The sequence below is a fragment of the Arsukibacterium sp. UBA5043 genome (assembly GCA_002415085.1).
In the GTDB taxonomy this organism is placed as follows: Bacteria; Pseudomonadota; Gammaproteobacteria; order Enterobacterales; family Alteromonadaceae; genus Alishewanella.
This window is the reverse complement of sequence record DIBV01000004.1, coordinates 254,601-266,880: the sequence shown is the minus strand read 5'-3', so window position 1 is coordinate 266,880 and position 12,280 is coordinate 254,601. Positions and strand designations below refer to the sequence as shown.

The following is a 12,280-nucleotide window of genomic DNA, read 5'->3' as shown; positions in this document are numbered from 1 at the left end:
CGTTATTTTTAACTAATAAAAAGCAGCGAATTGGCTGCTCCAATTCTGTGGCCATTGCGTATACTGCACTACTAATGATGGCCTTATTAAACCAGGAGAGCACCAATGATTAGCTATGTTACCTTAGGGGTAAATAATTTGACTGCTGCCAAAGCATTTTATGGCGAATTACTAAAAGACCTTGGCGGTAAAAACCTGATGGACATGGGGCGTATTGCCTTTTTCGGTAAAAGTATGGCGCAACCGATGGTGGCGGTATGTGAGCCGTTTGATAAGCAGTCTGCCAATCCTGGCAACGGTAATATGGTGTCATTTCAACCAGGCAGCAAAGAGCTGGTCGATACCTTGTATCAAAAATCCATCGCACTGGGAGCAAGTTGCGACGGTGCACCCGGCCAGCGTATTGCCGGCAAGTTTTACGGCGCGTACGTAAAAGATCCAGATGGCAACAAATTATGTTTTTGTCACTTTGGTTAAAGGTTAGCTGACAATGCAGCTGCACAGTGACTTCAGTAAACGCGCCGTAATCTTTCCTGAGCAATATCAGTTCGTGGCATCACCCTTAGCCGGGGTCAGCCGGATGATGCTCGACAGAGCCGGCGGCGAAGTCGCCCGGGCTACCAGCATCGTGCGTTACGCTGCGGGCAGCGGCTACAGCAGCCATACTCATGACGGCGGTGAAGAAATACTGGTGCTGGAGGGCGTGTTCAGCGATGAACACGGCGATTATCCTGCCGGTACCTACCTGAGAAACCCACCCGGCACATCGCACCAACCTTTTTCCCGTAATGGTTGTAGTTTGCTGGTTAAATTATGGCAGTTTTCCGCCGACGATCAGCAGCAACTGGTTATCGATACTCATGCGCAGCAGTGGCGACCGGGCCTGGTATCCGGTTTGTCAGTACTGCCACTGCATGAGCATGATGGCGTCAGTACTGCACTAGTACGCTGGGCACCACATACTCACTTTAACCCTCATATCCATGTGGGTGGCGAGGAGATACTGGTGCTCGAAGGGCTGTTTTGTGATGAGCGGGGCCAGTATCCGGCTGGCAGTTGGCTTCGCAGCCCTCGCTACAGCCAACATGCTCCTTTTACCGGTGCGGAGGGCGCTCTGATTTACGTCAAAGTGGGCCACCTGGGTGCCGGCTTACTGGGCGATAAATTTATTACAACGGAGCCGGCACCCGATGACTATTGATTTAAATACCGCCGATTTATCACGCGTCATTGAAATGGCCTGGGAAGACCGTACCCCGTTTGAAGCTATAAGCAGTTTATATGGTTTAAGCGAGCCGGACGTAATAAAGCTAATGCGGCGCGAGTTAAAACCCGGTTCTTTCAGGCTGTGGCGGGCGCGGGTCAGCGGTCGCACAACCAAACACCTTAAATTACGTAGCCCGGAAATAAGCCGGGCTTATTGCCCTACCCAATACAAACGCTGAACCATAGCAGCTGATCCGGAAGGGTTGTCCAGGCTAGTAAAAAAAGGCGTAAATGCTAAAGTACTCAGTAATGGATTAATTACCTTAGGATTTAAGATGGCTTTTGTGCCCCCTCTGACTGCCGATGCTAACCCCGATGTGGCTGAACTGGCCCGATTTTTCAATGAAACCCTGGGCTTTTGCCCGAACAGTGTGCTGACGATGAGCCACCGGCCAGCCATTGCCAAAGCCTTCATTCAATTGAATATGGCGGTAATGGAGAACAATGGCCGGGTAACCTCTGCACTCAAACGGCTGATTGCTTACGTGTCCAGCTATGCTACCGGATGTCGCTACTGTCAGGCCCATACTATACGAGCGGCGGAGCGCTACGGCGCTCCCGACGAGCAGCTTGCCAATATCTGGCAATTTCGAACCGACCCGGCCTTTAGTGCGGCCGAGCGGGCCGCGCTCGAATTAGCTATTGCTGCGTCTCAGGTTCCTAATGCGGTTGATGAAGCCATCCAGGCCCAAATGCACCAGCACTGGAACCATGGCGAAATAGTCGAAATTATGGGTGTTGTCGCGCTGTTTGGCTATTTGAACCGCTGGAATGATTCTATGGCCACCTCGCTGGAGGAAGGGGCTATTGCCTCAGGTGAAGCCTTGCTGGGAGCCGAGGGCTGGACGCCCGGCAAACACCGGTAAGCTTCAGCAACGCTATCCTGACCCGCTCAGAACAAGGATAGCCCCAGTTCATCCGCCAGTTGCCTGATAAGTTGCATCGCAACCACCGAATTACCAAACCGGTTAAGCGGCGGGCTCCAGGCGGTGATTACCCCAAATTGCGGCACGATCGCAACAATGGCCCCCCCCACGCCGCTTTTAGCAGGCAAGCCTACCTGGAAGGCAAATTCACCGGACTGATCATACATGCCGCTGGTTGATAAAATTGCATTTACCCGATGGGCATCGCGCCGGCTGCAAATTTGCTCGTTGCTGTGCGGTTGCACTCCACGGTTGGCCAGAAATAACAGACTACGGGCCAGCTGCTCACAGTTAATGGCGGTAGCACACTGATGAAAGTAATGCTCCAGCACTAACGGAACCTCGGCTTCAATATTGCCAAAACTTTTCATCAGATACGCCAGTGCAGCGTTACGATTACCGTGCTCCAGCTCCGATAAATACACCTGCTGATCAGCATAAATATTTTCTTCGCCGGTCAGGCGGCGCAAAAACGTTAAAAAAGCGGTTTTACTGGCAGAGTAATGGCTTACCAATACATCGGCTACCAGAATAGCGCCGGCATTGATCACCGGGTTTCGCGGGATCCCTTGTTCCCACTCCAGTTGCACAATCGAATTAAACGGCTGACCTGACGGCTCCATATTGACCCGTTGCCACAACTCGTCATCCAGCCGGTTCATCGCCATGACCAGCCCAAAAATTTTCGAAATACTTTGCAACGAAAAATTCTGCTGCGCATCACCTGCACTATGTATCTGACCGTCCAGCGTCGCTACTGCTACCGCAGCATGTTGCGGCGCGACCTGAGCCAGCGCCGGGATATAATTGGCAACTTTGCCCTGGCGATATAACGGCCGGCATTCAGCAAGTAGCCGTTGCAACATAGGGGTTAAATCAGCGTTATTATCCATTCACTTCCCCTGCCAGATCTTTTTGACCATTATACGCCAGCCTCTGTTTCACGCGGCGGCTTGTCCGCTTTTTCATCAGTGAGCATTACTTTGCTCTCATCAGCAAAATACAGCAGGGTCCAGCCCAGGGTAGGCTTAAAGCGTTGTTCGCAGGAATATATTTTCAGCTCTCCTTGTGCCGACACACAGCCCAGCAATATCCAGTCTTCACCCAGCTTGCCTAGCCGGCTTTGCAACCGTTCCAGATCAAAGTCTTTACTTAGCCGGGTAGTCTGGACGGTCCAGCCCTCCGTCAGGCGTTGCTGCAGGGTGTAAAAATCGGTGGTCTTTTCAAATGAAAAATAGCCGCGCTGCTGCAACGTAAGCCTTTTATGTTTCATATCTGACTCCAGATGCGGCGCCAGCTGAAAGGTGCGGTGATGGCCGAACTCGTGACCTTGTGCTTTACAAACCAGGGCGTTGTAATAATAGTTGTCGGTAGCGCACAGCAGAAAACTCAGATGCTCATCTTCCAGCTCATGTTCCGCATGTTCAGATAAAATTTCCCCGTAATACACCTTAATGCCATTCATCCGGATCGGCTTCAGCCGCTGATAAGAGCCATCGGCGACCACCACATCTACTTTCAGTTTTTTTAATGTCTGCGCCAATGCCAGAGTCCACGGCGATGCGCCAACAATCAGCAGGCCGTTCTCTTCTTTTGCGGCAAGCGACATTTTCTGAGCTAAAGGCGCCAGCGTCAGGCCATGGGCCAGTACCGTGACGATAATAATCAGAAAGACAATGGGCAGCAGCGCCTCAGCGTCCGGATAACCGGCGTCTACCAGTGCCGGTCCGAATATACCTGCAGTAGCCGCCGCCACTATCCCACGCGGCGCTATCCACGCCAGCAGTATTTTATCTTTGTTCCGCATTGGCGCGCCCAGCGTCGATAGCGCGATGGTCAGCGGCCGTACCAGTAATAACACCACCAGCACAAATGCCAATACACCCCAGGTTAGCAAGTTAAGATGTGCAATATTCAGTTGTGACGGAATAACAATAAACAATACCGATAGCAGCACTACGGTCAGGTTTTCTTTAAACCGGCGCAGCGGATCACGTTCAACCAGCTTCATATTGCCAATTACCAGCCCCATGACGGTAACCGTCAATAACCCCGCCTCATGCTGAAACTGATTGCTAAGCCAGTATGCTGCTAATACCCATACCATCAGTAACGGTGCTTTCAGGTTTGCCGGTACCGCTCCTCGCCGGTAAAGCCAGCCAGTAAGCCAGCCACCGGCACCGCCAAGCACTGCCGCCACAGCGATCGCGGTACCCAGTCCGGTTGCGACCTGCGACCAATCGCTGCCAGCCAGCGTAAAATATTGAAAAGTCAGCACCGCCAGCAATACGCCAACCGGATCGTTCACTATCCCTTCCCACTTCAGCAAGGAAGACGATTCCCGGTTAAGCCGGGCCTGTTGCAGTAAAGGCAGAATAACGGTGGGTCCGGTCACTACCAGAATGGCGCCCAATACCCAGGAAACCGGCCAGCTTAACCCGGCGACATAGTGCGCGGCCGCGGCGCCAAACACCCAGGCCAGTGGCGGCGCCACTATCGTCAAGCGGCCAATACCATGGCCTACCCTGCGAAATTCACCCAATTTCAGGTCCATGCCGCCCTCAAACAGAATAATCGCCACCCCCATGCCAATCAGCTCGGTCAGTTCGGTTTGCGACATCGCTAAGGTAATCACCCCGGTGACCGGGCCCAGAATAAGGCCGGTGGCAATTAAAATAACAATAGCGGGGATCCGGATACGCCAGGCCAGCCATTGGCTGGCCAGGCCGGCACTTAACATGATCAGCAACAGGGTAGCAGTATGCATTGGATCTCCATATTCAGCAGAAAACGAAAGCCCGCCAGAGAATATTTAATCGGGCTGAAAAAAAAATTGCCTGTTAAGGGTGGCAAAGTGGCTCGCCAGGCAATGATGTTAATGTGCTCACTGCACCATAAAGCAAACACAGTAACATGAGCATAAACAAGAACAAATGAGATTTTGACCCACAGCTCTGTCGCCAGCCTGCCGAATTAACCCCGCATCATGGTTCAAACTAGCCGCAGCACGCCATAAATAATCGGTTGCTTTTCGTACAATTGCTGATTATTGTGAAGGCGTAGCTGATGTAACGTAGTAGATTTAACGTAGTAGAGGTAATGATGAAGTATACCTTTTGTTTTGCGCTGATATTGTCTTTAGTCGTGTTGTTTCCCCCCTTTGCCGCCGCCCAGCCGGGTAAATGGTGTCAATCCACAGATGCCGGTAAAACCTGTAGCAGTTATGTGTCCTACTTTGAAAATGGCGACGTATATGGATATGGCGTTAACAATGATTTGCTGTACATTGCTACCGGTTACTGGCGCCAGCATAGCGATCAGTTGTGCCTGAACCTGATTTATAAAACATTTGATATCGTTACCGAACAACCTTTTACCCCTGATGATCGAAATATCTGCGATACCGTGCTTAGCCAAAGTAAATCACTGCTTAGTGTCCAAAAAGAAGATGGCAGCATTGCCACGTTCTACCAGATAAGCGAGACGCCAGACCACAGTATGTCACCGGCGCCCAGCCAGCTGGCAGAAAACGCTGGTAAAGTTAAGCCTAAGCTGCTGGCGCTTAATGTACCGCCAGGTCGGTTTGGTTTGTATCCGCTGCCACTGGAAATGGCACCGGCCAGTGTCAGCTTTAACATGTCACTCACCCCGATTGCAGCAGACGATAACACGGTTACCGCCTATGCCAACGTGCAGATTGGCGATCCGGACAACGACTACCTGCGGGTATCGTTGCTGCAGCCCAAAGATGCCGACAGCGCCTTGCTGATGATCGAATATATCATGCCGGGCTATAAACCCTTTCGCAAAGCACTGGCCAGTGATATCACGCCTGGCGAAGCGGTGTTAATTCACCTTGACTGGCAACCTGACGGTCTCACCACCGTGAGCTATAAAGATCAAACCGTGCAATACAAGTTGCCGCTTGAGCAATGGCAAAGCTACTTCATGGCCTCCAATACCAAAGCCACCTTTCAAAGGTTGCCTGAAGAGTAACTGGATAATTGCTAAAAATAAATTTGGTACAGTGGAAGCACCATCAGTTCCTTTATATTCAAGTTGATTTAGAACAAGTTACTTATTATTGTTCAACTGACAACTAACAAGGATTGGGACATTAGTTTGAGAAAAATACTGACAGCCATACTACTGTTGACAGCATGGCCGCTGTTAGCTGATAGCCGGATTGGTAAATGGTGTGAGTCGGACGATGAGGGTAAAAGCTGTCATGGCTATGTCTCTTACTTTTCCAACGGTGATGTATATGCCTATGGCGTCATTGACAATATGTTTTACATCGCTACGGGCGACTGGCGCCAAGTTGGCAAACAGTCCTGCCTTAACCTGACCTACCGATTATTTGATGTTACCAGTGAGCAACCTTATCCCATAGATGAATACAACTTTTGTAATGAGGTAGTGTTAATCAATGCTGATACTTTTCGTTATCGTAGCGAATCAGGTAGCATAGAAACGATGTACCGACACAGCAATTCCGCAGACCACAGCATGTCTCCTTTGCCACAATATTTGGTTGATCACGCCAGTCAAGTCAAACCAGACAAACTATTTCTGAATATTCCTTCTGGTAAGTACGGACTTTATCCACTGCCACTGCAATTGGCTCCGGCCAAAGTCAGCTTCATGTTATCTTTAGATGCTAACAAACCTTCTGACCTTAGCAAAGAACAGGACGAACAGCAGAGGTGGCTGCCTTATACCCATGTGCAGTGGGGTGATCCTGAAGGGACACATATGCGTGTTTCTCTTCATCTGTCATTAGAAAGTGACGAGCAAGTTATATTAGCGCTGGAGTATCACCAACCAGGAAAAGTGCCGTTCAAAAAGTACATCGCTGATGATATTGTTCCGGGCGAACCAGTATTAATTCAGCTAGCCTGGCAGCCAGACGGAAGCACTTATCTGAGTTATAACAATCAGACCTTGCAATACCAACTGCCGCTGCAGCAATGGCAAAGTTACTTTATGGCATCTAATGCCAAAGCTACTTTTCAGCGGTTGACAGACTAGTCAGTCATGTCTGACCTGCCCTACCTTCGTCATTATTCTGATAGCCTGCAGCAGCAGGTGCGTCAGCTGCTGGCTGACAACAAGCTGGGTACGGTATTACAACAACGCTACCCGGAGCAGGGCCATCCGGTGCAAACCGATAAAGCCCTGTATGAACTAACCATGGATCTAAAACGGCAATGGCTGAAAAGCAGTGAGCCGGTCAGTAAAGTGGTATTTGACCCGAAAATACATATTATTAATAACGCACTGGGTACCCATACTCAGGTTAGTCGGGTGCAGGGCGGCAAACTAAAAAGTAAAAATGAAATACGGGTGGCTGCGCTGCTAAAGCAACTGCCACTACCGCTATTGCAAATGGTGGTAATCCACGAACTGGCCCACCTGCGGGAAAAAGACCATAACAAAGCCTTTTATAAGCTGTGCCTGCATATGGAGCCCGCTTATCATCAGCTGGAGCTGGATTTACGTTTATATCTGACCTTACTGGAACAGCCGGGCCACACACCTTAATTGGCAGTACTGGCCTGGCGCAGTAACGCGGCAAACCGATTCAGTTGATCATCATCAAAACAGGGCTCTTCGAACTTTTTCAGGTATATCGGCGCCGTATCGAGATAAGTTACATTTGCCGGCATCTCGGTTTTAAACTGGGCCAGCCTGCTAAAAGCAATAACCGAATGCACATGTTGTGCTAAAGGGGTGCCCTGCAGCTCTAAGTGATGTTTTATCGCTTCAACATGCTTAAAGTTCTGATGCAGCGGATTCATAAATTGCTTTTTAGTACCAAAATACTGCCGTAACCAATTGGCCTCGGCTACGTCACCAAAAATGCTGCCACGATAGCCCTTTACCATAATCACAAAAATACCAAACGGGCTAAGCACCAGATGATCAACCACCACCAGTTCTTCTTTGGCGGTGAGTAATTTCAGCTTGCGAAAATGGCGATAACCACGGGCCAGACGCCAGCGCAACAGCCGGTTTAATTTATACTCGGCAAAAATACCTTTAAAGCCCGGTAAGTTCAGACCAAGCCAATTTGTCATTAAAAAAACAGCCAGTAAAAAAGCGAAAATATTGGCAATGATCAGCGGCAGGTTAGCTAACACCATGTTTACTAAATTAGCAGGCCGCCACCAGTCAACAGGCAGTCCCCTGTCGTCTGCTGGAAGAATAACCGGCACCGGCAACATGGGCTGCGGCACGCTATTTGGTTCAGCCGCTGCGGCTTGCGGTTCTGCTGGTTTATCTTCTTCAGGTTCTGCCTGCAGCAATTGTTCAGCCACTACAGCAGGTGACGCAACGGTCACTGCTGGCGGTTTTGTTTCAATCTGTACCGGGTCGGTCACAGTATCTGCCGGCGTTGGCTGTATAGTCTCTGCCGGGGTAATTTGCTGTCGCGGCTCAGGCTCAGCTGGCTTAACCTCCACCGGGTCAGCTTGCTTGGGGGCAGGTTTAGGCGGTACCGGCCGCTGGGGCCTGTTGCAATTTTTATCGTATTCGCTTTTAGCATTGCGATAACTGCTACTTTGCGGCATGTGACTAAAACGCTGAACCTGCTGGTCCAGCAAAATACAGGCCCCCTCTGAATACCGTTGCTGGCCAACGGCCTGCACAGCAATCAATATCAGCAACGGTAATAAATATCGCACCCAGTGCATAACATGTCTCGTCATAATTGTTAACTGATGCTAGCAAGGGAATGATAATGCAGCAATAGCTGTTTTTAACAAGAGCAGTTTGGGGGTTGAGTATAAAGGCAGTGCCAGCGCAGTGGCACACAGGTTTTAAGTACAATAACCCTTTGTGCCAGCGCTGGCTGATTAGGCTTAGTCGTTAATTTTTACCGGCCCATTTATAGCGTTTATTTTTAACCCGCCAGAGCCGCTGTCCAGTATAGTCAGGCCACCGGCACCGTTGACATTGATATCACCTGAGCCATCATCAACCGTCACCACGCCGCCAATGTCACTGATCATCAGATCGCCCGAACCATCTTCCACCGTGACGTTGCCTTTAACCTGACGGATATCGGCATCGCCCGAGCCGTCTTCAAGTACTAAATTACCCTGTAACTCGCTGATATAAAGCTCACCGGAACCATCAACCACTTTGGCATTATTACCACCACTAATCCGCAGCGCACCTGAGCCATCTTCAATATTCAAATCGCCCTGCAAACCACGGATATCGGTATCACCCGAGCCATCATCCAGGGTAAGTGCCAGCCGGGCCGGAACTTTTACCACCACATCAATATAGGGGCTGTTACCATTATAAGAACTGCTGGCAAAACCGGCTTCCAGCACTGCATCATTGCCGCGGCGAATCAGCGACAAGCGAATATCCTCACTGTCGTAGTAATAAATACTGGCCTGCAGCTCAATAAGCTCGCGGCCGTCTTCGCCGATTATGTCCAGCTTGCCGGCACCGGTATCTGCTACCAGCCGGCTAAGATTATCAGCGCTGAGACTAAGGGTTCGTTCTTCATGCAGCCTGTCACCTGCATGACCATTGCCAACATAGACTACACAACCACTTAACAGCACGAGGGCTGTAATACTGAGCATACCGGTTTTCATATTGCGTCCTTTTTGTTTGTAATTAATTAGAATAGCCGGCACGACTGTAGCAAGTTAAATGCCCACATTAAAAATAATTTAAATTCAACAACTTAAAAATAAGTTAAAATTCAAGTTTGTGCAAAAACACTATTATCTGGCGAATATGACTAATTATCTGAATTGAAACCATAACCAGCCAATTGCCAGCACAAACAACATAGCGCCAATTTGTTTCGAATAGCGCTGCCACAACTTCATCGCTTTGTCGCCGGCAAAATGTACCAGCAATGCCAGGCCATAATAGCGGGTTGAACGCGAAATACCGACAGCCAGCAAAAACAGCAGGAACGAATAACCGGTTGCACCGGCGGCTAACATGGCTATTTGCAACGGCGTCGGGCTGATCCCTACGGCCAGAATGGCACTGAAGCCGTTGTTTTCAATTTCGCTGCTGAAGCTGTCAAAGGCCTCTGCACCACCAAACAGCCCAACCAGCGTATCGCCCCACTGCTCCATGGCCAGTACCCCCAACCAGTATCCGCCCGCGGCAGCGGTAAGGTTGCCGGCCAGTGCCACGGTAGCAATAGTCCAGCGCCGGTCCGGATGGCTTAGCATCCACGGGATCAGAATAGTTTCAATCGGTATCGGTATTATCAGAGTTTCAGCCATCGACAACATAAACAGGAGCGGTAGGGCATAGGACGATCTGTCCAGCCGGTCCAGCCAGGTCTCGGCTGACAATGCTTTTGAATGCAGCATAATGTGTTCCGACTCTTCATAAATTTTACATTTTGGCAAAGTATAGCGAAGTTTCCGGCATTTCCAACTGTAAATCCGGAACCGGACTGCTTCAAATTGTTGCTTTACAAAGCAGCGGGTTTTCTGGTTTGATAATTCCTGGCTTTATTCAGAACAATTAACAATGATCAAATTATTCCGCAGCCTGCACAACTGGCTGGGCCTTATTCTGGTAGCCCAGATTGCCCTGTGGTTTTTAAGTGGTCTGGTTATGGCCGTGCTACCGATAGAACAGGTGCGTGGTGAACATTTACGCCGAGTTGTCAGCACGCCCTGGCAGCAGGCTGCAGTCAGCCCGCAACAAGTGTTGCAACACCATAGCAAAGAAGCCAGCCTTAGCCTGAGCCAGCGTCTTAGCTGGCAGCATAATCAGCTTAGTGCGCTGCCGGTCTATCTGGTTAATGATGGCGGCAATCTTTATCGCTACAGTGCGGCAAGTGGCAAAGCCCTGACCGCCCTGACAGAACAGGATATTCGCCAGCTGGCCCAGGCGCAGTATCAGGGCAATGGTGAGCTACAAACCGCCCGCTTGCTGCAGCAGTTGCCGCAGGAAGTGCAGCAACTTAGCGCACCGCTGTGGCAACTGCAATTTGCCGACAGCGACAATAGCCGTTTTTATCTTGATCCGGCTACCGGTGCTGTACTTAGAATACGCACCAACAACTGGCGCTGGTTCGATTTTTTCTGGATGCTGCATATTATGGATTATCAGGACCGCAGCAATTTTAACAGCCCGTTGCTTATTGCATTTTCAGCCAGTGCCCTGCTATTTACCTTAAGCGGCATCATGTTACTCTGGCAGCGTTTCCGGCCGCGCAAACGGCACACCAATCCAGCCACATCGAGTAATTAATATGCATTTTTTCCAGGTTATGCAGCAGTTCGGTGCAGATAAACCAGACAACATAGTAATCAATGTGCCGCAGGCATGGGGCCAGGGCCGGGCGGTATTTGGCGGTATGGCAGCAGCATTGGCAATGGCACATTTACTGCCGGTTATTCCTGCTGCCATGGCGCTGCGCTCAGTATCTGTTTCTTTTGTCGCACCGCTAAATGCGGGGCCGGCTGTCGTGCAGCGGCGCATATTGCGCCAGGGTAAGTCGGTTATCCAGGCTCAGGTCGAAATCACTCAGAATGACCAGGTGGCACTGGTGCTGCTGGCCAGTTTCGGCGCGGCAAGGCCTTCGGCCCATCAGCTTATTGCCGACACTGCACCAGAGTGGCAAACCGGCACTATCCATACCTTGCCTAAACAGGGCCCGGTGCCGGAATTTACCACCCACTTTGACTACCGCATTGCCCATGGCCAACTGCCGTTCAGCGCCAGTCCGCTGCGTGAACTGGGTGGCGATATCAGGATGACCGGCAATGAAAGCCGCCAGGCGGGTATATTAGAGCTACTGGCGCTGGTCGATGCCTGGCCACCGGTCAGCCTTACCCTGCTGAACCAGCCAGCGCCGGCCAGTTCATTGACCTGGACTATTGAGTTTATCGCTCATGATTTGCCGTTTAATAACACCGACTGGTGGCGCTATCTGGCTGAGATTGACTATGGCGCCGATGGTTATCATCATATCGCTGCCAAATTATGGCAGCCTGATGGCAAACTGGCGGCGATTAGCCGCCAAACGGTCACGGTGTTTGCTTAGCAGCGATTGCACCAGCAAGTTCAGCCATTAACACTTGGATCTG

The 12,280-nt window shown here is 50.5% G+C and carries 14 protein-coding genes; 9 read left to right on the top strand and 5 right to left on the bottom strand.

Features of this window, described 5'->3' with window-relative positions:
- The first annotated feature begins 105 nt into the window (after positions 1-105).
- From B2Q61_RS05375 to B2Q61_RS05360, 4 genes are all read left to right on the top strand, one after another.
- Positions 106-477, top strand: a complete 372-nt coding sequence (locus tag B2Q61_RS05375; protein ID WP_290620262.1) for a VOC family protein — start codon at positions 106-108, stop codon at positions 475-477.
- Between the two features lie 13 nt (positions 478-490).
- Complete coding sequence (locus B2Q61_RS05370) at positions 491-1,201, top strand: cupin domain-containing protein (protein WP_290620260.1); 711 nt, start codon at positions 491-493, stop codon at positions 1,199-1,201.
- Positions 1,191-1,445 carry a TIGR03643 family protein gene (locus B2Q61_RS05365; protein WP_290620259.1) on the top strand — a complete coding sequence of 85 codons (255 nt, stop codon included), beginning with the start codon at positions 1,191-1,193 and terminating at the stop codon, positions 1,443-1,445. The genes B2Q61_RS05370 and B2Q61_RS05365 overlap by 11 nt, the downstream gene beginning before the upstream one ends.
- Positions 1,446-1,541: 96 nt before the next feature.
- Complete coding sequence (locus B2Q61_RS05360) at positions 1,542-2,132, top strand: carboxymuconolactone decarboxylase family protein (protein WP_290620257.1); 591 nt, start codon at positions 1,542-1,544, stop codon at positions 2,130-2,132.
- Positions 2,133-2,158: 26 nt separating this feature from the next.
- Here the strand turns inward: B2Q61_RS05360 and glsB are convergent, their stop codons facing one another.
- Positions 2,159-3,085, bottom strand: coding sequence for a glutaminase B (gene glsB, locus B2Q61_RS05355; RefSeq protein ID WP_290620255.1), 927 nt, complete (start codon positions 3,083-3,085; stop codon positions 2,159-2,161).
- A gap of 29 nt (positions 3,086-3,114) precedes the next feature.
- A complete protein-coding gene (locus B2Q61_RS05350; protein ID WP_290620253.1) occupies positions 3,115-4,959 on the bottom strand; it encodes a cation:proton antiporter in 1,845 nt (614 codons plus the stop codon).
- 332 nt (positions 4,960-5,291) lie between these two features.
- On the opposite strand from B2Q61_RS05350, the gene B2Q61_RS05345 reads away from it, so the two are divergent.
- The 3 genes from B2Q61_RS05345 (at position 5,292) to B2Q61_RS05335 (ending at position 7,736) form a co-directional block, all read left to right on the top strand.
- Positions 5,292-6,188: a hypothetical protein gene (locus B2Q61_RS05345; RefSeq protein WP_290620251.1), complete on the top strand. Its 897-nt coding sequence runs from the start codon at positions 5,292-5,294 to the stop codon at positions 6,186-6,188.
- Positions 6,189-6,314: 126 nt separating this feature from the next.
- Positions 6,315-7,223: a hypothetical protein gene (locus B2Q61_RS05340; RefSeq protein WP_290620249.1), complete on the top strand. Its 909-nt coding sequence runs from the start codon at positions 6,315-6,317 to the stop codon at positions 7,221-7,223.
- 6 nt (positions 7,224-7,229) lie between these two features.
- A complete protein-coding gene (locus B2Q61_RS05335; protein WP_290620247.1) occupies positions 7,230-7,736 on the top strand; it encodes a YgjP-like metallopeptidase domain-containing protein in 507 nt (168 codons plus the stop codon).
- Here B2Q61_RS05335 and B2Q61_RS05330 read toward each other — a convergent pair.
- The 3 genes from B2Q61_RS05330 to B2Q61_RS05320 form a co-directional block, all read right to left on the bottom strand.
- On the bottom strand, positions 7,733-8,902 hold the full coding sequence (locus B2Q61_RS05330) for an NERD domain-containing protein (RefSeq protein WP_290620245.1): 1,170 nt from the start codon (positions 8,900-8,902) through the stop codon (positions 7,733-7,735). The genes B2Q61_RS05335 and B2Q61_RS05330 overlap by 4 nt on opposite strands.
- 153 nt (positions 8,903-9,055) lie before the next feature.
- Complete coding sequence (locus tag B2Q61_RS05325; RefSeq protein ID WP_290620243.1) at positions 9,056-9,808, bottom strand: DUF4097 family beta strand repeat-containing protein; 753 nt, start codon at positions 9,806-9,808, stop codon at positions 9,056-9,058.
- Between the two features lie 153 nt (positions 9,809-9,961).
- Complete coding sequence (locus tag B2Q61_RS05320; protein WP_290620241.1) at positions 9,962-10,549, bottom strand: YqaA family protein; 588 nt, start codon at positions 10,547-10,549, stop codon at positions 9,962-9,964.
- A 163-nt stretch (positions 10,550-10,712) separates the two neighbouring features.
- Here B2Q61_RS05320 and B2Q61_RS05315 point away from each other — a divergent pair, with 163 nt between their 5' ends.
- On the top strand, positions 10,713-11,441 hold the full coding sequence (locus tag B2Q61_RS05315) for a PepSY domain-containing protein (RefSeq protein ID WP_290620239.1): 729 nt from the start codon (positions 10,713-10,715) through the stop codon (positions 11,439-11,441).
- Position 11,442: 1 nt separating this feature from the next.
- Complete coding sequence (locus tag B2Q61_RS05310; protein WP_290620237.1) at positions 11,443-12,237, top strand: acyl-CoA thioesterase; 795 nt, start codon at positions 11,443-11,445, stop codon at positions 12,235-12,237.
- Positions 12,238-12,280 lie beyond the last annotated feature (43 nt).

Coding starts and splice junctions, on each gene's coding strand:
- B2Q61_RS05350 (WP_290620253.1), bottom strand. CDS start 4,959: ATGCATACTGCTACCCTGTTGCTGATCATGTTAAGTGCCGGCCTGGCC.
- B2Q61_RS05345 (WP_290620251.1), top strand. CDS start 5,292: ATGATGAAGTATACCTTTTGTTTTGCGCTGATATTGTCTTTAGTCGTG.
- B2Q61_RS05310 (WP_290620237.1), top strand. CDS start 11,443: ATGCATTTTTTCCAGGTTATGCAGCAGTTCGGTGCAGATAAACCAGAC.
- glsB (WP_290620255.1), bottom strand. CDS start 3,085: ATGGATAATAACGCTGATTTAACCCCTATGTTGCAACGGCTACTTGCT.
- B2Q61_RS05360 (WP_290620257.1), top strand. CDS start 1,542: ATGGCTTTTGTGCCCCCTCTGACTGCCGATGCTAACCCCGATGTGGCT.
- B2Q61_RS05370 (WP_290620260.1), top strand. CDS start 491: ATGCAGCTGCACAGTGACTTCAGTAAACGCGCCGTAATCTTTCCTGAG.
- B2Q61_RS05325 (WP_290620243.1), bottom strand. CDS start 9,808: ATGAAAACCGGTATGCTCAGTATTACAGCCCTCGTGCTGTTAAGTGGT.
- B2Q61_RS05315 (WP_290620239.1), top strand. CDS start 10,713: ATGATCAAATTATTCCGCAGCCTGCACAACTGGCTGGGCCTTATTCTG.
- B2Q61_RS05320 (WP_290620241.1), bottom strand. CDS start 10,549: ATGCTGCATTCAAAAGCATTGTCAGCCGAGACCTGGCTGGACCGGCTG.
- B2Q61_RS05375 (WP_290620262.1), top strand. CDS start 106: ATGATTAGCTATGTTACCTTAGGGGTAAATAATTTGACTGCTGCCAAA.
- B2Q61_RS05330 (WP_290620245.1), bottom strand. CDS start 8,902: ATGACGAGACATGTTATGCACTGGGTGCGATATTTATTACCGTTGCTG.
- B2Q61_RS05335 (WP_290620247.1), top strand. CDS start 7,230: ATGTCTGACCTGCCCTACCTTCGTCATTATTCTGATAGCCTGCAGCAG.
- B2Q61_RS05365 (WP_290620259.1), top strand. CDS start 1,191: ATGACTATTGATTTAAATACCGCCGATTTATCACGCGTCATTGAAATG.